Annotated in this window: 18 protein-coding genes and 1 other annotated feature; of the genes, 14 read left to right on the plus strand and 4 right to left on the minus strand. The window is 41.7% G+C overall.

The window, feature by feature from the left end; all coding sequences use genetic code 11:
* The 5 genes from DER53_RS08365 to clpB all read left to right on the plus strand — a co-directional run bounded on the left by DER53_RS08365 (window position 1) and on the right by clpB (window position 8,217).
* Entirely contained in the window at window positions 1–1,071 is a 1,071-nt protein-coding gene (locus tag DER53_RS08365) for a carbamoyl phosphate synthase small subunit (protein WP_062679123.1), read from the plus strand.
* Complete coding sequence (locus DER53_RS08370) at window positions 1,064–4,186, plus strand: carbamoyl-phosphate synthase (glutamine-hydrolyzing) large subunit (RefSeq protein ID WP_062753765.1); 3,123 nt, start codon at window positions 1,064–1,066, stop codon at window positions 4,184–4,186. The genes DER53_RS08365 and DER53_RS08370 overlap by 8 nt, the downstream gene beginning before the upstream one ends.
* The gene (gene argF / locus DER53_RS08375) at window positions 4,183–5,121 is read left to right on the plus strand and encodes an ornithine carbamoyltransferase (RefSeq protein WP_012749429.1); all 939 of its coding nucleotides are present in this window, start codon (window positions 4,183–4,185) and stop codon (window positions 5,119–5,121) included. The genes DER53_RS08370 and argF overlap by 4 nt, the downstream gene beginning before the upstream one ends.
* Window positions 5,122–5,239: 118 nt before the next feature.
* Complete coding sequence (locus tag DER53_RS08380) at window positions 5,240–5,419, plus strand: YjzC family protein (protein ID WP_062753763.1); 180 nt, start codon at window positions 5,240–5,242, stop codon at window positions 5,417–5,419.
* Between the two features lie 203 nt (window positions 5,420–5,622).
* The gene (clpB, locus tag DER53_RS08385; RefSeq protein ID WP_062753761.1) at window positions 5,623–8,217 is read left to right on the plus strand and encodes an ATP-dependent chaperone ClpB; all 2,595 of its coding nucleotides are present in this window, start codon (window positions 5,623–5,625) and stop codon (window positions 8,215–8,217) included.
* A 51-nt stretch (window positions 8,218–8,268) separates the two neighbouring features.
* Here the strand turns inward: clpB and DER53_RS08390 are convergent, their stop codons facing one another.
* Complete coding sequence (locus tag DER53_RS08390; protein WP_012749433.1) at window positions 8,269–8,451, minus strand: YjzD family protein; 183 nt, start codon at window positions 8,449–8,451, stop codon at window positions 8,269–8,271.
* 141 nt (window positions 8,452–8,592) lie between these two features.
* On the opposite strand from DER53_RS08390, the gene DER53_RS08395 reads away from it, so the two are divergent.
* Window positions 8,593–9,324, plus strand: a complete 732-nt coding sequence (locus tag DER53_RS08395) for an alpha/beta hydrolase family protein (protein WP_012749434.1) — start codon at window positions 8,593–8,595, stop codon at window positions 9,322–9,324.
* Between the two features lie 88 nt (window positions 9,325–9,412).
* Here the strand turns inward: DER53_RS08395 and DER53_RS08400 are convergent, their stop codons facing one another.
* Complete coding sequence (locus tag DER53_RS08400) at window positions 9,413–9,664, minus strand: hypothetical protein (protein ID WP_062679118.1); 252 nt, start codon at window positions 9,662–9,664, stop codon at window positions 9,413–9,415.
* Window positions 9,665–9,836: 172 nt separating this feature from the next.
* On the opposite strand from DER53_RS08400, the gene DER53_RS08405 reads away from it, so the two are divergent.
* The 5 genes from DER53_RS08405 (at window position 9,837) to DER53_RS08425 (ending at window position 14,039) form a co-directional block, all read left to right on the plus strand.
* The gene (locus DER53_RS08405; RefSeq protein ID WP_012749436.1) at window positions 9,837–10,769 is read left to right on the plus strand and encodes a beta-ketoacyl-ACP synthase III; all 933 of its coding nucleotides are present in this window, start codon (window positions 9,837–9,839) and stop codon (window positions 10,767–10,769) included.
* 35 nt (window positions 10,770–10,804) lie between these two features.
* On the plus strand, window positions 10,805–12,046 hold the full coding sequence (fabF, locus tag DER53_RS08410; RefSeq protein WP_012749437.1) for a beta-ketoacyl-ACP synthase II: 1,242 nt from the start codon (window positions 10,805–10,807) through the stop codon (window positions 12,044–12,046).
* 97 nt (window positions 12,047–12,143) lie between these two features.
* The gene (locus tag DER53_RS08415) at window positions 12,144–12,935 is read left to right on the plus strand and encodes a DUF2268 domain-containing putative Zn-dependent protease (RefSeq protein WP_062679117.1); all 792 of its coding nucleotides are present in this window, start codon (window positions 12,144–12,146) and stop codon (window positions 12,933–12,935) included.
* A 71-nt stretch (window positions 12,936–13,006) separates the two neighbouring features.
* Window positions 13,007–13,213, plus strand: a complete 207-nt coding sequence (locus DER53_RS08420; protein ID WP_012749439.1) for a YuzI family membrane protein — start codon at window positions 13,007–13,009, stop codon at window positions 13,211–13,213.
* 85 nt (window positions 13,214–13,298) lie between these two features.
* Complete coding sequence (locus DER53_RS08425; protein ID WP_062753759.1) at window positions 13,299–14,039, plus strand: YjbA family protein; 741 nt, start codon at window positions 13,299–13,301, stop codon at window positions 14,037–14,039.
* Window positions 14,040–14,157: 118 nt separating this feature from the next.
* On the opposite strand, the gene trpS is transcribed toward DER53_RS08425, so the two are convergent.
* Window positions 14,158–15,144, minus strand: coding sequence for a tryptophan--tRNA ligase (gene trpS, locus DER53_RS08430; protein WP_012749441.1), 987 nt, complete (start codon window positions 15,142–15,144; stop codon window positions 14,158–14,160).
* A gap of 47 nt (window positions 15,145–15,191) precedes the next feature.
* Window positions 15,192–15,435: a binding site (T-box leader), on the minus strand.
* A 326-nt stretch (window positions 15,436–15,761) separates the two neighbouring features.
* On the minus strand, window positions 15,762–16,532 hold the full coding sequence (locus tag DER53_RS08435; RefSeq protein WP_062753757.1) for an IS256 family transposase: 771 nt from the start codon (window positions 16,530–16,532) through the stop codon (window positions 15,762–15,764).
* Between the two features lie 592 nt (window positions 16,533–17,124).
* Between DER53_RS08435 and DER53_RS08440 the strand changes: the two genes are divergently transcribed.
* From DER53_RS08440 to DER53_RS08450, 3 genes are all read left to right on the plus strand, one after another.
* Window positions 17,125–18,771, plus strand: a complete 1,647-nt coding sequence (locus DER53_RS08440; protein ID WP_062753755.1) for a peptide ABC transporter substrate-binding protein — start codon at window positions 17,125–17,127, stop codon at window positions 18,769–18,771.
* Between the two features lie 106 nt (window positions 18,772–18,877).
* Window positions 18,878–19,813, plus strand: a complete 936-nt coding sequence (locus tag DER53_RS08445; protein WP_062753753.1) for an ABC transporter permease — start codon at window positions 18,878–18,880, stop codon at window positions 19,811–19,813.
* Window positions 19,814–19,815: 2 nt separating this feature from the next.
* On the plus strand, window positions 19,816–20,733 hold the full coding sequence (locus DER53_RS08450; RefSeq protein ID WP_062753751.1) for an ABC transporter permease: 918 nt from the start codon (window positions 19,816–19,818) through the stop codon (window positions 20,731–20,733).
* The last annotated feature ends 1 nt before the right edge of the window (window position 20,734 follow it).

Genomic DNA, 20,734 nt, shown 5'->3' on the forward strand with positions numbered 1-20,734 from the left:
ATGGAAGCATATTTGCATTTAGCAAACGGAAAGACATTTGTCGGACAGTTGGAATCGCCGCTTCCAAATGAAGAAGTGAGCGGAGAAATCGTTTTTTTTACCGGCATGACCGGGTATCAAGAAGTATTAACCGATCCTTCTTATAAGAATCAAATCATCGTGTTTACGTACCCGTTAATCGGAAATTACGGGATTAACGCAGATGATTTTGAAAGCAAGCGCCCGCATGTACAGGCGGTTATTGTATATGAAGCGAGCAGCAAAGGATATCATTACGAAGCGAAATACAGCTTAAAGGAATACTTGCAGCAATGGAATATTCCGTTGCTTTCCCATGTTGATACGCGTGCATTAGTAAAGGAAATTCGCAATGAAGGGACGATGATGGCACAACTTACTGTTTCACCGTCATGTAACACGGCGGCATTTCATGAAAACCCGTTTCCTGTTCATGATGTGTCGACTGCGAAAATCGAAACATACGGAAGCGGCGGGCCTCATCTCGTATTAATCGATTTTGGCTACAAAAAATCGATTTTGCAGTCATTGGTAGCGCGGGGATGCAAGGTTACCGTCGTTCCGTACCATACTTCATTTGAAATGATCGAATCAATGAAGCCGGATGGAATCGTGTTGTCCAATGGTCCAGGAGATCCAAAACAACTTTCCAAGCAGTTAGCAAACATTCGCCAAATTATTGACCATTATCCAACGTTAGCGATTTGTCTAGGTCATCAGTTAGTGGCGCTTTCATACGGCGCAGACACGGAAAAACTTCGCTTCGGCCATCGGGGAGCAAATCAGCCTGTGTATGATACGGTAAAACAAAAAGTGTTTATGACATCACAAAATCATAGTTATGTGGTTAAGAAAGAAAGTTTAGCCAACACCCCGTTTAATATCCGATTTACAAACGTCAATGACGGTTCCGTCGAAGGAATAGTACACCGCCACAAACCAATTTTATCGGTGCAATATCATCCGGAGGCGCATCCAGGTCCTAGCGATACGAACCATATTTTTGACGAGTTTTTGCAAACGGTAGTAAAAGGAGAGAAAGTATATGCCTAAAGATACATCGCTGCAATCGATTTTAATCATCGGATCCGGTCCGATTGTCATCGGACAGGCGGCGGAGTTTGACTATTCCGGCACACAAGCGTGTATCGCCTTAAAAGAAGAAGGGTACCGCGTTATTTTAGTGAATAACAATCCGGCAACGATTATGACAGACGAAGTTCATGCCGATGCCGTGTACTTTGAGCCGTTGACGGTGGATAGCGTGGAGGCGATTATCGCGAAAGAGCGACCAGACGGGCTGCTGGCGACATTTGGGGGACAGACGGGACTAAACTTAGCATTTCAGCTTCATGAAGAAGGAATTTTAGAAAAATATGGGGTGAAGCTGCTCGGAACTCCGATTGAAGCGATTAAAAGAGGAGAGGACCGCGAAGCGTTTCGCGCGCTCATGTATGAATTAGGCGAACCAGTTCCGGAGAGTGAAATTATTACGAGTGTCGATGAAGCGGTCGCTTTTGCCGAAAAAATCGGATTTCCGATCATTATTCGTCCCGCCTATACACTCGGAGGAACGGGCGGGGGAATCGCAGAAACGATGGAACAATTTATTGATTTAGTCGAAAAAGGACTCGCGGAAAGTCCAATTACGCAATGTCTTATTGAACGAAGCGTGGCTGGATATAAGGAAATTGAATATGAAGTAATGCGCGACCATACGAATACGTGCATTACTGTTTGCAATATGGAAAACGTCGATCCCGTCGGCATCCATACCGGTGACTCTATCGTTGTTGCTCCATCGCAAACGTTGACGGACGAGGAATACCAAATGTTGCGATCTTCAGCCATCAAAATTATTTCGGCGCTCGGTATCATTGGAGGATGCAACATTCAGTTCGCGCTAGACCCATTTAGCAAACGATATTATTTAATTGAAGTAAATCCGCGTGTCAGCCGTTCATCGGCGCTTGCATCGAAAGCAACGGGATACCCGATCGCACGCATAGCCGCGAAATTAGCAGTCGGCTATACATTGGCGGAACTTCTTAATCCAGTAACGAAAACGACGTACGCAAGCTTTGAACCAGCACTCGATTATGTCGTTGTAAAATTTCCGCGCTTGCCGTTTGATAAATTTCCTTTCGGCGATCGCCAGCTTGGCACGCAAATGAAAGCGACGGGAGAAGTGATGGCGATTGACCGCAACATGGAACGAGCGTTTCAAAAAGCGGTTTACTCATTAGAAGGTGCGAATAACGGATTGTATTTACCAGAACTTGCTTCCCATACAGATGATGAGCTCAAACAACTGCTTGTTCGAAAAGATGATCGCCGCTTTTTTGCGATTCTCGAATTGTTCCGTCGCGGAGAAACGATCAATACCGTATATGAATTAACAAAAATTGACCGTTTCTTTTTGCAATCGTTTTATCAGTTGATCGAATTAGAAAAGAAAGCGAAAGAAACGAGCTTAGAACATATTGATGAAGCGACGTTCCGTCTGTTGAAAGAAAAAGGGTTTTCTGATGCGTTTTTAGCGGAAGTATGGAATGTGAAGGAAAAAGACGTAAGAGAAAAGCGAAAACAACTTGGCATCGTTCCGGCATATAAAATGGTCGATACGTGCGCGGCGGAATTCCATTCAGAAACGGATTATTACTATTCGACATATTTCGGCGAAGATGAACGGAAAAAAAGCGATAAAGAGAAAGTATTGATTATTGGCGCAGGACCGATTCGAATCGGGCAAGGAATCGAGTTTGATTACAGCTCTGTTCACAGCGTGTATGCACTTCAAGAAGAAGGATATGAAACGGTATTGATGAACAATAATCCAGAAACCGTCAGCACTGATTTTGCTGTGGCTGACCGTCTCTATTTCGAGCCGCTTACTTTAGAAGAAGTGTTGAACGTGATAGAAGCGGAACAGATTAAAAAAGTCATTGTTCAGTTCGGAGGACAGACGGCAATTAATCTCGTGAAAGGGCTCGAAGAAGCGAATATCACTCTTCTCGGCGTCACTTATGATGTGATTGACCAGCTTGAAGATCGTGATCGTTTTTATCAGCTATTAGAAGAATTGGATATTCCACACGTACCGGGAATGATGGCAAATAACGAAGAAGAACTTATTTCGAACGCCAAAAAAATCGGTTATCCGATATTGCTTCGTCCTTCATATGTCATTGGCGGCAGAGGAATGTTCATTGTGAAAAATGAACAACAATTATGCGCGCTGCTAGAGCAGCGAATAATTACGTACCCTGTGCTGATCGATGCATATTTAGACGGAAAAGAAGCAGAAGTCGATGTTGTTGCGGATGGAAACGATATTTTACTTCCGACGATTATCGAACATGTGGAAAAGGCTGGAGTACATTCAGGAGACAGCTATGCAATGCTGCCAGCGCAAACGATTACGAATGAAGAACAATCCAAAATCATTACGTACGCCGAAAAAATTGTAAAGAAATTACAATTTAAAGGCATTATGAATATTCAATATGTCATTGCCAACGGTCAGGTATACGTATTGGAAGTGAACCCGCGCGCAAGCCGGACCGTTCCGATCGTCAGCAAGGCAACAGGCATACCGCTCGCGCAAATTGCGACAAAATTATTGCTTGGGAAATGTTTAAGCGATGTCGTTGACGAAAAACAGCGGCGTTTGGCGAGCTTGCCATATATTGTTTTAAAATATCCGGTATTTTCGACATATAAATTGCCGGGAGTCGATCCGCTTGTTGGACCAGAAATGAAGTCGACGGGAGAAGGAATCAGCATTGCAAAAACAATGGAAGAAGCGGCGGCAAAGGCGTTTTATTCGTATTTAGCAAAAAAACATAAAGCACGAGAAATTTATGTGAACGGTGAAATAAGCGATGAACTTCTTCAAATCATAAAGGAAAAACAATTAATCATTGTTTCCGACATACCGTTTTCCGAATGGATAAAACGAAAGGAAGCGTTAGCGTTTTTAGATTTGCAAAAAGACGGAAACAGCCAATATAGAATGCTTGCGTTGTCCCGGCAAATTATGACGTTTACAGAAATCGAAACGTTCTGTCTCTTTTTACAAGCAGTCGGTGTGAAAAAGTTTTCTGTTTCATCCATTCAAGAATGGCTTGAAAAGAAAAAACAAATCGAGAAAGCGGTGATTATATGAAAACAGTCGTTTCATTAAAAGGAAAAGATTTTTTAACATTAATGGACATTTCAACAGAAGATATTCATTATTTGTTGACACTTGCCAAGGAATTAAAGCAAAAACAGCTTGCCGGACAATTGTATACTCCGCTTGTTGGAAAAACGTTAGCGATGATTTTTGAAAAACCATCCACCCGCACGAGAGTATCATTTGAGGTGGGAATGACCCAGCTCGGTGGTAGTGCGCTTTATTTAAATAGCAATGATTTGCAGCTTGGACGAGGAGAAACGATCGCCGATACGGCGAGAGTATTATCGCAATATGTTGACGCGATTATGATTCGCACATTCGCTCATCAAAAATTGGAGGAGCTCGCTGAATATGCAACGATTCCGGTTATTAACGGACTGACCGATGATGATCACCCGTGTCAAGCGCTGGCTGACTTATTAACGATTTATGAAGTGAAGAACACGTTAAAAGGATTGAAACTTGCCTATGTCGGTGATGGCAACAACGTCGCACACGCGCTTATGATTGCGGCTGCAAAAGTTGGCATGGACTGTGTGATCGCTTGCCCGGCTGGTTATGAGCCAAAAGAGAAGTATGTAAATGCGGCAATGCAAATTGGAAAACAAACAGGAGCGAATGTTGCAGTCACGCATAATCCAGTCGAAGCGGTCACCAACGCGGACATCATTTATACAGACGTATGGACGAGCATGGGGCAAGAACAAGAAAGCGAGCAGCGTCTTGCGGTGTTTCAACCGTTTCAAGTCAATTGCGAATTAGCAAAACATGCAAAACCTGATTATATGTTTCTTCATTGCTTGCCAGCCCACCGCGATGAAGAAGTAACAGCCGATGTGATTGATGGACCAAATTCGTTTGTCTTCCAACAGGCTGGAAATCGGCTTCACGTACAGAAGGCGATTTTACTATCGTTATTATGACGAAATCGCACCGGAGATATGCCGGTGCTTTTTTCATGCAGCCATTATTTGTATGGTTATGAACAAAGGAACAGACGGGAATGATAAAAATATACTTCGGATAAGGGGGGATGCTGCAATGGGCCAACAACGCCATTTCCAACCAGGCGACAAAGCGCCGAACAACGGTATATATATTGAAATTGGCGAAACAGGCGATAACGTCAAAAATCCAAAAAAAATAAAACTAAAAGCAGGAGATACGTTCCCGGAAACATCAAATCACAATCGCCACTGGACATATAAGAGAAAACCATAATAAAGAAAAGCGGAGGCGGCCCAATTTCGCCTAAAGGCTGCCCACGTCCTGTGAGCAACGGCGAAATGTCGCCATCCTGGTTCCGTATATTCCCCACTACAAAGCCATTCCTATATTGGAGTGGCTTTCTATTTGAAAAGAAAAGTCGGCATCCGCTATAATATACTTAAAGGTCAAAAAAGGTCAAAAGAGAGGGAAAGTCGATGAACGCAAATAAGTTTACGGAGAAAGTGCAGGAGGCTTTTCTTGAGGCTCAATCGATTGCCATTCGGCACCATCATCAGCAACTCGATGTCGAACACTTGCTGCTCGCATTATTGCAGCAAGAAGAAGGGCTTGCGAGAAGAATCTTCACACTGCTTCGAGTTAATATAGACGCATTCACTCATGAACTGCAAATGTTGTTAAAGAAAAAGCCAGAAGTGCTTGGGGCTGGTGCGGAAAACCTTTATATGTCCCAACGGCTGCAGCGATTGTTGACAAAAGCGGAAGAAGAAGCAAAAAATATGCAAGACGAATATATTTCTGTTGAGCATTTACTGCTTGCCTTTACATCGGAGGCCGATGATATCGGACGGCTTTTTCATCGTTACAACATTAACCGTTCTTCATTGTTGCACGTATTGACGGAAATAAGGGGGAATCAGCGCGTGACAAGTCCAAATCCAGAAGCTACATATGAAGCATTAAAAAAATACGGCCGCGATTTAGTCGCTGAAGTGAAAGCAGGAAAAATCGATCCGGTGATCGGCCGCGATAGCGAAATTCGCCGCGTTATTCGCATTTTATCGCGGAAAACGAAAAATAATCCGGTGTTAATCGGCGAGCCGGGGGTCGGAAAAACAGCAATCGTCGAAGGACTGGCCCAGCGCATTGTCCGCAAAGACGTTCCCGAAGGATTAAAAGACAAAACGATTTTTGCGTTAGATATGAGCTCGCTCGTCGCCGGGGCGAAGTTTCGCGGCGAATTTGAAGAACGTCTAAAAGCGGTATTGAATGAAATAAAGAAAAGCGAAGGGAGAATTATTTTATTTATCGATGAATTGCATACGATTGTCGGTGCCGGAAGGGCAGAAGGAGCGATAGATGCGGGCAACATGTTAAAGCCGATGTTGGCGCGCGGCGAGCTGCATTGCATCGGTGCAACCACACTTGACGAATACCGGCAATACATTGAGAAAGATCCGGCACTCGAACGGCGCTTCCAGCAAGTTCTTGTCGAAGAACCGAGCGTGGAAGATACGATTTCGATTTTGCGCGGCTTAAAAGAGCGGTTTGAGGTTCATCACGGTGTAAAAATTCATGACCGTGCCCTTGTTGCGGCGGCGACATTGGCCGATCGCTACATTTCGGATCGATTTTTGCCTGACAAAGCGATTGACTTAGTCGATGAAGCATGTGCGACCATCCGTACCGAAATGGATTCCATGCCATCGGAGCTGGATGAAGTGATGCGCCGCGTCATGCAATTGGAAATCGAAGAAGCAGCATTGCGAAAAGAAACAGACGAAGCGAGTAAAGAACGTCTTGAAGCGCTCACCAAAGAGCTGGCTGACTTACGGGAAAAAGCGAACAGTATGAAAGCGCAATGGCAGCAGGAAAAAGAAGCTATCCAGCGCGTGCGTGACGTTCGCGAAGCGCTGGAAAAAGCAAAGCGGGAATTAGAAGAAGCGGAAAATGAATACGATTTAAATAAAGCAGCAGAACTTCGTCACGGCCGCATTCCGCAGTTAGAAAAACAATTAAAGCAGCTTGAACAACAAATGAATGAAAATAGTCAAGAAGGTCGTCTTCTCCGTGAAGAAGTAACAGAGGAAGAAATTGCGGAAATCGTTTCGCGATGGACGGGAATCCCGTTAACGAAATTAGTCGAAGGAGAGCGGGAAAAGTTATTGCGTCTGCACGAATTGCTGCATGAACGAGTCATCGGTCAAGATGAAGCGGTTGAACTTGTTGCTGATGCGGTGTTGCGGGCGCGTGCTGGCATTAAAGATCCTAATCGTCCGATTGGTTCCTTTATCTTTTTAGGACCGACAGGAGTCGGGAAAACAGAACTAGCAAAAACGCTCGCACAAGCGTTGTTTGACAGTGAAGAACAAATGATCCGCATCGATATGTCCGAGTATATGGAAAAACATGCTGTTTCTCGCTTGATTGGAGCTCCTCCGGGCTATGTCGGCTATGAAGAAGGAGGACAGCTAACGGAAGCGGTGCGGCGCAAACCGTATTCCGTCATCCTGTTAGACGAAATTGAAAAGGCGCATCCAGAAGTGTTCAATATTTTATTGCAAATGCTGGATGATGGGCGTATTACTGACTCGCAAGGACGTACCGTTGATTTTAAAAATACGGTTGTGATTATGACATCGAATATCGGGTCGCATTTACTGCTAGAAGGAGTTACGGAAAATGGAGAGATTAAAGAAGAGACGCGTGAGCAAGTATTACAGCAATTGCGCGCTCATTTCCGCCCGGAATTTTTAAACCGAATCGACGACATTGTTTTATTTAAGCCGTTAACCATGAATGAAATAAAAGGAATCGTGACAAAATTTGCGAACGAATTAGCGAAACGGCTTAGCGACCGTCATATTTCGCTTTCTTTGACAGATAAAGCAAAAGAATATATCGCCGAGTCTGGATTTGATCCAGTTTACGGGGCGCGTCCGTTAAAACGATTTATGCAAAAGCAAATTGAAACACCGCTTGCAAAAGAAATTGTCGCCGGACGTGTGAAAGACTACAGCACGGTTGTAGTGGATTATCGGAACGGGCAAATCGTTGTAGAAGTCCAATAATAGAAACAAGGCTGTCCTTCATTTTTAGGACAGCCTTGTTGTTAGTTTTTCTTAGTGGTGTTCTATCGGTTCATCAGGAATCAAGCTTGCTACAATAATAACCAAAATAGTAAAGATCGCCCCTAATAAAGCCCCTGTTGAAAAATTATATGGAATTCCTTGCATAGAGCCAATGACGTATGTAGCCATTTGCACTAAAAGGAACGTCCAGAAAAACGTCCAAAAAAGCCGCATGCTTCTTCCCCCCAATCTCTCTAGCTTCCTTTTCTTATCTTACCACAACTTGATCTTTTAGGCATATACCCGTACTTTTTTTTTCATTCCGCATACTGTATATTGTACAATTATGCATCGTAAAAACAAGGGTGGATATCAATGACGATTCAACAACGATTTTTTCAGCTCGACGATCAGTGGTGTATCATTCATTTGCCAGAGCGCCCAAACGGATTTGCTGTCTTTATTATTGGCGATACGAATCATTTTGTTAATGAACATACAAGTTTTTGGATAGAGCACAAAGGACGCCATCATCTTCTTTGCGAGTTGCTCGAATATGGTTATACCATTTTTTACTCTCATTTATACGGCCGGCATTGGGGAAGCCCTAAAGCCGTACGCTTGGCTAAGCAACTTATTTACTACGTATTAAAAAGTGAAATATTAAACAATCGTATTTATATTCTTGCGGAAGGAATGGGAGCGCTTGTGGCTTTGCAGCTCCTTGAAACAATGCCAAAGCAAATCCGCGCGATTGTGATGTTAAGCCCTTGTCTAGATTTACGCGCTCAACTTGAGTATGAAAAGGAAAATAAGTTTTTTTATAAGCGAATGGCAAGAGAAATAGCGCTTGCATACGATATAGACGAGGCAAATGCCGAAAAAGCGGTTCCTTCACTGCTGCTTGTTCCGCATCAAGTTCCAATAAAAATATGGCAATTATCAGGAATTACTCCTTACCCATCCTCTCTACATTGTCGAAAATATGAGCAATGGATGAGGACGACTAACCATAACGTTCATGTGATTTATTGTTTGCCGGAAAAACGGTACCAATTTGGCAAAGCGATCGATCAATTTTTTCAACAATATAATGAGCTTCCATGAATTCCTCTATTGATGATCGGAACGGTAGAGGAATTATTGTTAGTTATTAAGAGTTAATAATAAAAGAGGCGCCGTCTAACGACGCCTCTTATTTTTTAAACATATCTACCAAAGAAGTAATTTTTCTCATCAATGGTTTTAATTGGTCAAACGAAGCGACCAGCGTATCAATATTTTGAATGATCTGCATAAAATCAATGTCTTGCTGTGAAGAAGACTCCGTACGAGCAGCTGGATTATCATGTGATTGATGAGATCGTGGAGGAAAGGGACCGAACATTAAACGGGAAAAACGATCTAACTGCTCGCTAGGTTGTTTTGACTGCTCTTTATCATCCATCGTAACACCGCCTCCTTTTCTTTATCTTTATTAGCACTGTATGTAAAAAATTAAGAAGTGACTAGACAAATCACATGTGTTACATATTTCTATTGCGCGTTTTTTCTATTTCCGATAAAATTAGTACCAAGTAATAATAATTGGTTATATACTACTAAAGGAGATGTTCAGTGTGGGAGCAGGTATTATTGGAATCGGCCGGTATTTGCCGGAAAAGGTGTTAACAAATTTTGATTTGGAAAAGATGATGGATACGTCTGATGAATGGATTCGGACGAGAACGGGAATTGAAGAACGAAGAATAGCCACTGATGATATGGATACTTCCGATATGGCATATTTTGCAGCGAAAAAAGCGATCGAGGACGCAAAAATTTCTCCGCAAGATATTGATTTAATTTTAGTAGCAACGGTAACTCCTGACAGGGCATTTCCATCTGTGTCCTGCATGCTGCAGGAACGGCTTGGAGCGGTAAAAGCAGCAGCATTGGATATTAGCGCGGCATGTGCCGGCTTTATTTATGGAATGGTCACAGCAAGCCAATTTATTGACAATGGCGCATATCGTTATATATTGGTAGTGGGAGCTGAAAAATTATCCAAAATCATCGATTGGAATGACCGCAATACGGCAGTGCTATTTGGCGACGGTGCTGGTGCGGTCGTGATGGGGCCTGTTTCCGAGGGACGTGGTATTTTATCGTTTGAATTAGGTGCAGACGGAACAGGAGGAAAACATTTATATAAAGAAGAATATATCGTAATGAACGGTAGAGAAGTGTTTAAATTTGCCGTTCGTCAAATGGGTGAATCGTGCATTCACGTCTTAGAAAAAGCAGGATTATCGAAAAACGACGTTGATTTTCTCATTCCACATCAAGCGAATATTCGCATTGTCGAGGCGGCAAGGCAGCGTCTTGAACTGCCGGAGGAGAAAATGTCAACAACTATTCGAAAATATGGAAACACTTCAGCGGCTTCCATTCCGATTTCTATTGTCGAAGAATTAGAAGCAGGTAAAATCAAAGATGATGATCTCATAATTATGGTTGGATTTGGCGGCGGATTAACGTGGGGTGCAATCGCTTTACGTTGGGGCCGCTAGCAGCTCAATACGGATAAAAAGGAGAGACGGAAGCGATGGAAAAAAGACGAGTCGTTGTTACAGGTCTTGGTGCAGTAACACCGCTTGGAAACGATGTGGAAACAACATGGAAAAACATTATTGCCGGCAAGTCGGGAATAGGGGTGCTTACTCGTGTCAATCCAGATGAATTCCCGGCGAAAGTAGCAGCAGAAGTGAAAGATTTCAATCCGGAAGACTTTATGGATCGACGTGAAGCACGTAAAATGGATCGTTTTACGCAATATGCTGTCGCTGCCTCGTTGATGGCGGTAAAAGATGCAAAATTAGAAATTACAGAAGAAAATGCGGCAAGAGTCGGCGTTTGGATCGGATCTGGCATCGGCGGAATGGAAACGTTTGAACAGCAGTTTGAAATTTTCCAACAACGCGGCTACCGTCGCGTAAGCCCGTTTTTTGTGCCGATGATGATTCCGGATATGGCAGCAGGGCAAGTATCTATTATTCTAGGTGCAAAAGGAATCAATTCTTGTACGGTCACTGCTTGTGCAACAGGGACAAATTCCATTGGTGATGCGTTTAAGGTCATTCAACGCGGCGATGCCGATGTAATGATTACTGGCGGTACAGAAGCGCCGATTACGAAAATGGCGTTAGCCGGATTTTGTGCAAATACGGCATTATCTACGAACCCAGACCCAAGAACGGCAAGCCGTCCGTTTGATAAAAATCGGGATGGCTTTGTCATGGGTGAAGGCGCCGGCATTCTCGTATTAGAAGAGCTAGAGCATGCGTTGCGCCGGGGTGCGCCGATTTATGCGGAAATTGTCGGCTATGGTGCGACAGGGGATGCATATCATATTACTGCGCCGGCTCCAGGCGGAGAAGGCGGTGTTCGTGCGATGCGCCAAGCGTTGGCGGATGCGGGAATGAATCCGGAAGAGATTGATTATATTAATGCCCATGGTACAAGTACGGAATACAATGACAAATATGAAACGATGGCGATTAAAGAAGTGTTTGGCGACCATGCATACAAGCTTGCGATCAGCTCGACAAAATCGATGACCGGTCATTTGTTAGGAGCGGCTGGAGCAGTAGAAGCGATATTTTCCGTATTAGCGATTAAAGATGGAATGATTCCGCCGACGATGAACTATGAAACTCCTGATCCGGAATGCGATTTGGACTATGTGCCAAATGAGGCAAGAAAGCAAGAAGTAAACGCAGTGTTAAGCAATTCTCTTGGATTTGGCGGACATAATGCAACGTTGATTTTCAAAAAATATACAAAATAATGGAAAACGGCTATCTCGATAGAAGAGAGATAGCCTTTTTTCACCTCTTTTTCTTTTCCGTCATACGATAGAAAAAACGGAAAAAGAGGTGAAAAAGATGCCTGTTATTCGTACCGACCAATGGCTCGATGAATGGCATGACAATCCTATTCGGCTATGCCAACATCTAACTTCCTACTTTCCAAACGCCAGAGCACGTGATATTTATCTTTATCTCGTGCGTTACGGTATGTATCAACCGTCAAAAAATATCGGAGAAATGATTAAGCAAATGAAACAAAAAAACATATGGGAACGAGTCGAGGCGGTTTACGAGAAGCGAAAAAAGGAATGGAACGGTCCAGATGTGCCTCTTTTTCTTTTTCCAGCAGACACACATAATCGAAAATTGGCTCGTGAGTTTAATAGTAAAGGCGGAGTCGCTTTTCACGATAAATTGCTTATTTTTTTATTACCGCATCATACGGACAAAGAAATCGAGGCATTGATCACACATGAGTATAATCATGTTTGCCGCCTGAAAAAACAAAAAAAGGAAGATGAAGGCGTTACACTTTTAGACGCGATCGTACTAGAAGGACTTGCCGAAAATGCTGTTGGCCGTTATGTTGGCAAGAGTCATCAAGCAAGCTGGACGACCTATTACTCAGATGAACAACTTGATCATTTTTGGAAACGATATGTTTCACCATATCAGTCAATTTTACCACAACATCCGTTATATTCTCGACTTCTCTATGGTCTCGGTTTTTATCCAGCCATGCTTGGTTATGCAGTGGGATATTATATAGTCCGTCGTTGCCTTGAACATGGTGCTCGCTTTTCCGAGTTAATGGGCATTGACTCAGAACAGATGTTGCATCTTGCTTCGTCAGAGAAAAAGGAATAGTCATGATGATCATCGGGTGCTCATATATGTAAAAATAAGATGGACAAGTTAAGAGAAAGAAGAGGGACCCGATGATTCGCATATTTATTTATTTAGTCGGTTTTGGAGTTTCTGTCATTGGCGGGATAACCGTTATTGCTTATTTAAACATTATGACGCCAGAGCGGGGATGGAGCGAATATTTTTCATATATTTGCACAAGAGTAGAATGTTATTTATTACCAATAGGACTTTTACTAATGTGGGGAAGCTTATACTTCCCTTACCGAGAAGAGTAATGGATAAAAAAGGGTAGTATGGAATAAAATTCGCCCCCTCTGCCTATACTGATGGACAAATAGGTTTAGAAGTGAGGGGTATCGTATGCTGTATCTGCATGATGTTTGGGTCAATTGGTTTGAAGGGGAAGAGAACGGATACAACGTATGTCATTTCCATGAATGGCGGAAAGATGATCAAGTGGAACTGCTCGATCAAGTACCGCTTCTCAAAGTGTCTTCTGCGCTATTCAACTATATTGAAAACAGTTTATCGGAAATCCCAAAGCAGCTTCTTGAAGACATATATCAAAAAGCATATGTGCGAAAAAATCATGAACGCATTCAGCTTGATTATTGTTTTGTCATTACAGACGGTTATGGCATTCTTGCTGTTGATACGATTGGTTATAACATTCCGATTCGGAAAAGCCGCCTTATTCCGAGACAGGAGCAGCTAGTATACGAAATGGTCGCTGAACATCAAGAAGAACCATATCCGCTGCCTGCTCATGAAAAAGAGTATCATATTTTGTCGCCCTCCCCTGAATGGATGATGGGACTTACACGAAAGGAACGACAGCTTAAACAACTTTTATTTATGGCGCTTGACCAACTTCATTTGACGAAAAACGTTGCAGAGGTACGCTACTGGTATACGGAATGGGCGCCGCAAAAATATCCTGATATTCAAAAAATGTCGTTTGAAGAGGCATGGCAGCACTTATACGAAGAGACAAAATACGGCTGGTCCGACAAACATGAGCAGCTATGCGAAAAATTAATTAAAGGACAGCCGTTTTTTGAAAAGCTTTGGGAAATGGAACAGGAGCCAAAAGTGAATTAAGAAAAATAAAGTCGCAATAATGAATGATATTTCTGCCAGAGTCAGCATAGGAAAGCTTAATAAGCATATAAAACATATAAAAAAGCAAGCCATCGTTCGGCTTGCTTTTATTATTGTTTTAGCGTCTTCTTCCAAGCCCTATCGCTTGTTCCATTTTTTCAAGCATTTCCGTTGCTACTTTGTTTGCTTTTTCTGCTCCTTGGTCAAGCACTTGGTCAAGCGTGCTGCTTTCCAACAAGTCGTAATATTTTTCTTGGATCGGAGTAAGGGTGTCAATAATTACTTGGGCAAGATCAGCTTTAAATACGCCATATCCTTTCCCAGCATATTCTTGTTCAAGTTCTTCAATCGTTTTATTGGCTAAAATCGAATAAATGTTAAGGAGATTGGAAATTCCCGGTTTATTTTCTTTGTCATATCGGATGACGCCTTCAGAATCGGTTACAGCGCTTTTTATTTTCTTTTCAATCGTTTTGGCATCATCAAGAAGTGTAATAAACGACTTTTTGTTTGGATCCGATTTGCTCATTTTTTTCGTTGGATCCGTAAGTGACATAATGCGTGCACCGATTTTTGGAATGCGCGGTTCTGGAATCGTAAAAATCTCTCCATACCGTTTGTTAAATCGTTCCGCTAAATCGCGCGTCAATTCAATATGTTGTTTTTGGTCCTCTCCAACAGGAACGATATCGGTTTTATACAAGAGAATATCCGCAGCCATCAATGGAGGATAGGTAAGCAGCCCGGCGCTCACTGCTTCTTTTCCTGCCGATTTATCTTTAAATTGAGTCATTCTTTCTAGTTCACCGATATAAGAAATGCATTGCAGTATCCAACCCGCTTGGGCATGGGCAGGAACTTCCGATTGAATAAACAAAGTAGCTTTATTCGGATCAATGCCGACCGCCAAGTAAAGAGCGGCTAAGCTGCGAATGTTTTTTTGCAGTTCTTCCGGATCTTGCGGAACGGTAATGGCGTGTTGATCGACAATGCAAAAATAGCAGTTGTATTCATGCTGCAATTCCACGAATTGCCGCATTGCTCCGATATAGTTACCAAGCGTAATGACGCCGCTTGGCTGAATTCCTGAAAAGCTCGTTTTCATAACACCACTCCTTTTTTATCAATTTAAAAAGGCCCTACCCCCTGAGAGTTAGGGACGATAGGACCGCGTTGCCACCCTAGTTATTGCACATGATGTGCAATCACTTTGCCCATGCTTTTATGCGCATGGCGCCTTGATAACGTAAGGCAGACGTCCAAAGCCTACTAAAGCCAACTGCTCATTCAGCCGGATGCTCGAAAGCCCATTCCATATTGCTAGCCGCTTGTTCGCACCACCCACAAGCTCTCTGAAGGCATCGCAATATGTACTCTTCTTTCTCATCGCATGTGCCGTTCCCGTTTTGTTGATTCTTATTGTAAAATATCTAGTTGCTATGTGCAAGTTTCTTTTTATACACTTACAACTATAGCAATGAATAGAAAAAAAGTTAAACAAAATATAATTAATGGAGAATAAATTGATAATTCTTTGACGCTACCAAAAAAATTGCGGTACCGTCAAGAATTTTGTGTAATGTAATGGGGTAGGGTTTCTCTGAAATGGATTTGAATTGATAGGGGACTGATTTTCTCCACACAGGAGACTGAATATTCAGTCTCCTGTGTGGACAGAGGAAACCCCCTTTCTTTGCTTATTTGTTTATTTACAATATTTGGTTAATTGTAGCATTCTTCAAACATTCGCTCGAGGGCTTCCTGTGCTTCGGCAAATCCTCTTAACTTTCGCCCTGCCCATTTCTCATTAAAATCTTGGATGGTCAAATACACGACTTTTTCCGCGGCTTCTAAACTGCTCAAACTGTTCATCGGCTTTAGACGTTTCCGAATTTCCTTGATCGTTCGTTCGATGGCATTGGTCGTGTAAATCACACTTCGAATACTGCTTGGATCATCCATAAATGTAAGGAGGACATCCAACTCATTGGCCCAAGATTGAACTTCTCTTGGATATTTGCTGGACCATTTCGACTCAAACTGTTGAAACATTTGTAACGCCATCTCCTTATTCGGCGCGCGATAAATCAGTTTGAGATTCTCTGCCACTTCAAATTGATCTTTTTTCCGAACACGATTAAGAGTATTACGAACTTTATGAACGACACAACGCTGCACATCGGCTTTCGGATAAACGGCCCGAAAAGCTTCCTCCAGCCAGCCGGTGTGGTGTTGATAAGGGGCAAACAACTGTGTTTGAAATTCCCCGTTTCGGTCTCTTGGAACCAAAAGACCCTCAATCCGGCCATATTGCGTATCTAGATTTCGCTGATAGCAGCCGTTTCTCCTATTCGGTGTTCGAGCCTGTTCGATTTCGAGGAAATGTTTGATTTCTTCCCGCATAATCAGCTCTAATTTTTCCTTCACAAACTGACGAATGACACTTTCCAGTTGATTTGCCCAGTCGACATTCGGTATACTTCTTTTAGACATAGGTAGGGTACTCCTTTCTCTAAGATTTTTGGTCCAATCAGAGAATACCCTACCTTTTTTCTTTTGTTCTAGCAAAATGCTTTACACAAACTTTTATACATCATCAAAATTGCTGAAAAGTATTTATTCTTATTTCAAAGTGTTATTAAATAATTTTTTTCATCGATACATTATTTTCAAAATTATCTTAATAAAATTATCTTTTTAATAGTGAATAAAAAGGTGAAAAACATGCTATGGCGGTCTTTCTGAACGTGTTATAAAAAATTAATATGTAAACGCTTTAAAATTTACAAAGATAAATTTTTTATTTACAATTGTCGAAAAAAAGTATAAAATTACAAACAGATAATGAAAATAAGTGTTTAAATACATACTTTAAATAGAATGAAGATTCAGAAAAGAAACAAAATAAATAAAATGAAAATTTCTTTTTAAATATATTAATAACTTTTATAATAAAAACTAAAATAAATATTCTGATAAACAGAAAAAGTAAAATAAAAACTTTTGTTTATTTAATTTATTAACAAAAGTTCCGCGTTTTTGCGTAGAACTTTTGAAAATAAAAAATATTTTAGGGGGGAAATCCATGAAGAAAAGGCTTTCTATTCTGTTTAGCTTAACGCTGGTATTGAGCCTTTTCCTTTCTGCGTGCGGCGGTTTCCAAAAAGGCAATGAATCCACCGGCGAGAAAGGAAAAAGCGGGGACAAAACCGCTGATGTTCCGCAAGAATTGCGTATTAACATTAAAACGGAGCCATTCTCACTAAACCCAGGCCTAGCAAATGATAGTGTTTCTAGCAACGTTTTAAACCAAACATTTGAAGGGTTAACCCGTATTAAAAACGGCAAGCCTGAGTTGGCGATGGCTGAAAGCTATGAAGTTTCCAAAGATTTAAAAACATACACATTCAAATTGCGGGATGCAAAATGGTCCAATGGCGATCCAGTTACCGCAAAAGATTTCGAATATGCGTGGAAATGGGCGCTTGACCCAAAAAATCAATCACAATATGCATATCAGCTGTATTACATTAAAAATGGCCAGGCATTTAACGAAGGGAAAGCAAAAGCAGAAGATGTTGGTGTAAAAGCAATTGATGACAAAACATTGCAAGTTACGCTAGAGAACCCAACACCTTACTTCTTAGAATTAACAGCGTTCTATACTTATTTCCCAGTAAACAGCAAAATCGCTCAGAAAAATCCAAAATGGTATACAAACGCTGGCCCTGACTACACGTCTAACGGACCATTCAAGATGGTTTCTTGGGAACACAATAACAAAATCGTTTTGGAAAAGAACGAAAATTACTGGGATGCGAAAAACGTAAAATTAACAAAAATTGAAATGGTTATGGTCAATGACACCAACACAGAGCTTTCCATGTTTAATAATGGCGAGCTGGATTGGGCAGGCATGCCTACTGGCCAATTGCCGCCAGACTCTTTGCCAAAATTAAAAGAGGAAGGCAAATTACACGTTCAACCAATCGCTGGTACTTACTGGTATAAATTTAACACAGAAAAACCGCCATTGAACAACGTCAACATTCGTAAAGCGCTGGCGTACGCAATCAATCGTAAAGCGATTGTTGAAAACGTAACAAAAGGCGAACAAATTCCGGCTATGGCTGCTGTACCGCCAACAATGTTCCCTGAAAACACAAAAGGGTATTTTAAAGATAACGATGTAGAAAAAGCAAAAGAATATTTGAAAAAAGGCCTTCAAGAGCTTGGATTAAAAGATGTGAAAGATTTGCCGCCTATTACACTATCGTTTAATACTGATGATCAACACGCGAAAATTGCCCAAGCGATTCAAGACATGTGGAAGAAAAACTTAGGAATTGAAGTAAAACTTGAGAATGCGGAATGGGCAGTTTACATTGATAAATTACATTCTGGCGATTATCAAATCGGCCGTATGGGCTGGCTAGGCGACTTTAACGACCCAATCAACTTCTTAGAGCTATACCGTGACAAAGAAGGCGGAAACAACGATACAAACTGGGAAAATCCGAAATATAAACAGTTATTAATCGATTCCCAAAAAGAAAAGGATCCTGAAAAACGCAAAGAAATGCTAAAACAGGCAGAAGCCATTTTAATGGATGAAATGCCAATTGCTCCAATCTACTTCTACACGAATACGTGGGTTCAAAAAGAAAACTTAAAAGGTGTAGAAATGTCCGGGCTTGGCGATGTCCAATTTAAATGGGCATATTTTGAATAAAATCATATGTAGTTAAAAAGGTGGTAAGAAGGTATATGAGTGTTCCACTCATATACCTTCATTTCCTGTTAAGATATATTTTCAAGAAAATGGAGGTGTAGGAAATTTGTTGAGATATATAAGCAAACGTTTGCTCTACATGCTCATGTCTTTGTTTTTAATTGTAACGGCGACATTCTTTTTAATGCGTGCTGCTCCAGGAGGGCCATTCTCGAGTGAAAAACAAGTTCCGCCAGAAATCGAGAAAAACTTGAATGAATATTATGGACTCGACCGCCCTTGGTATATTCAGTATTTTGATTATTTAGTTTCGATTGCCAAATGGGATTTTGGGCCTTCATTTAAATATAAAGGACAAACTGTTAACGATTTAATTGATGAAGGATTTCCCGTTTCCTTTTTCCTCGGCATGGAATCATTATTAATAGCCATAAGTGTGGGGATTTTACTAGGAGTTATTGCGGCTTTGAAACACAATAAATGGCAAGATTATGCAGCGATGGTTTTTGCGGTTTTGGGAATCTCTGTTCCAAGCTTTATTATGGCTTCCATTTTGCAGTATTTTTTAGCGATCAAGCTAGGATGGTTTCCAGTTGCGCGCTGGGAATCGCTGCAGCATACTGTTTTGCCTGCGCTTGCTCTTGCGGCAACGCCGACGGCATTTATTGCTCGTTTGACTCGCTCCAGTATGTTGGAAGTATTAAGCAATGATTATATTCGCACTGCGAAAGCAAAAGGACTCTCACAAGGACAAATTACAGTGAAACACGCCATTCGCAATGCGATACTTCCAGTTGTAACCTATTTAGGCCCTTTGTCCGCACAAATTTTAACAGGAAGCTTTGTGATTGAAAAAATTTTTGGTATTCCTGGACTTGGAAGCCATTTTGTAACAAGTATTACAAACCGCGACTATACAACAATTATGGGTGTCACGGTGTTTTATAGTATTCTACTATTATTGTCTGTGTTGCTTGTGGATATTGCTTATGGCTTTATTGATCCACGCATTAAATTAGCCGGTGGCAAGAAAGGGGAGTAATCATGCAGCAGATTCCGAAAGAGATGTTCCAGCCAGCGGTAGCCGATGTTGGAGAAGCGGAGAAATTATCAAAACCGAGTCTTTCGTTTTGGAAAGATGTTTCGATACGTTTTCGAAAAAATAAATTAGCAATGTTTGGATTAATTTTATTAATTCTTTTAGTGTTCATGGCCATTTTTGGGCCGTATATGACAAAATATGATTACGCAACGAACGATTTAATGAATACGAACCAGCCTCCTTCTTCCGAACATTGGTTTGGAACCGATGAACTTGGACGTGATATATTTACTCGCACATGGTATGGTGCTCGTATCTCTTTATTTATCGGATTGGCAGCTGCGCTTATCGATTTGGTGATCGGAGTGCTCTGGGGAGGAATTGCTGGTTATCGCGGGGGAAAAACGGATGAAATCATGATGCGCATTGCTGATATTTTATACGGAGTCCCTTATTTGCTTTTAGTCATCATATTAATGGTTATTTTGGGACAAGGGTTAGGAACCATGATCCTTGCCATGACGATTACTGGATGGGTAAATATGGCACGTATCGTTCGAGGCCAAGTGCTGCAGCTGAAAAGCCAAGAATATGTATTAGCAGCGCGGACGCTTGGTGCGAGCACATCAAGAATTATGTTTAAACATTTGATTCCGAATGCCATGGGCTCAATCCTTGTTACGATGACGTTAACGATTCCTAACGCCATTTTCACAGAGGCATTTTTAAGCTATTTAGGATTAGGTGTTCCACAACCGTTGGCAAGTTGGGGAACAATGGCTTCAGAAGGGGTACAAGCATTGCAGTATTATCCATGGCGTCTGTTTTTCCCGGCTACATTTATTTGCTTGACTATTTTTGCTTTTAATGTAGTGGGAGATGGACTGCGCGATGCATTAGATCCAAGATTACGCAAGTAGG

The sequence above is a fragment of the Parageobacillus toebii NBRC 107807 genome, from assembly GCF_003688615.2.
In the GTDB taxonomy this organism is placed as follows: domain Bacteria; phylum Bacillota; class Bacilli; order Bacillales; family Anoxybacillaceae; genus Parageobacillus_B; species Parageobacillus_B toebii.

Coding starts and splice junctions, on each gene's coding strand:
- DER53_RS08365 (WP_062679123.1), top strand. CDS start 1: ATGGAAGCATATTTGCATTTAGCAAACGGAAAGACATTTGTCGGACAG.
- argF (WP_012749429.1), top strand. CDS start 4,183: ATGAAAACAGTCGTTTCATTAAAAGGAAAAGATTTTTTAACATTAATG.
- DER53_RS08415 (WP_062679117.1), top strand. CDS start 12,144: ATGCCTGTTATTCGTACCGACCAATGGCTCGATGAATGGCATGACAAT.
- DER53_RS08370 (WP_062753765.1), top strand. CDS start 1,064: ATGCCTAAAGATACATCGCTGCAATCGATTTTAATCATCGGATCCGGT.
- trpS (WP_012749441.1), bottom strand. CDS start 15,144: ATGAAAACGAGCTTTTCAGGAATTCAGCCAAGCGGCGTCATTACGCTT.
- DER53_RS08400 (WP_062679118.1), bottom strand. CDS start 9,664: ATGGATGATAAAGAGCAGTCAAAACAACCTAGCGAGCAGTTAGATCGT.
- fabF (WP_012749437.1), top strand. CDS start 10,805: ATGGAAAAAAGACGAGTCGTTGTTACAGGTCTTGGTGCAGTAACACCG.
- DER53_RS08390 (WP_012749433.1), bottom strand. CDS start 8,451: ATGCGGCTTTTTTGGACGTTTTTCTGGACGTTCCTTTTAGTGCAAATG.
- DER53_RS08395 (WP_012749434.1), top strand. CDS start 8,593: ATGACGATTCAACAACGATTTTTTCAGCTCGACGATCAGTGGTGTATC.
- DER53_RS08440 (WP_062753755.1), top strand. CDS start 17,125: ATGAAGAAAAGGCTTTCTATTCTGTTTAGCTTAACGCTGGTATTGAGC.
- DER53_RS08420 (WP_012749439.1), top strand. CDS start 13,007: ATGATTCGCATATTTATTTATTTAGTCGGTTTTGGAGTTTCTGTCATT.
- DER53_RS08425 (WP_062753759.1), top strand. CDS start 13,299: ATGCTGTATCTGCATGATGTTTGGGTCAATTGGTTTGAAGGGGAAGAG.
- DER53_RS08380 (WP_062753763.1), top strand. CDS start 5,240: ATGGGCCAACAACGCCATTTCCAACCAGGCGACAAAGCGCCGAACAAC.
- clpB (WP_062753761.1), top strand. CDS start 5,623: ATGAACGCAAATAAGTTTACGGAGAAAGTGCAGGAGGCTTTTCTTGAG.
- DER53_RS08450 (WP_062753751.1), top strand. CDS start 19,816: ATGCAGCAGATTCCGAAAGAGATGTTCCAGCCAGCGGTAGCCGATGTT.
- DER53_RS08435 (WP_062753757.1), bottom strand. CDS start 16,532: ATGTCTAAAAGAAGTATACCGAATGTCGACTGGGCAAATCAACTGGAA.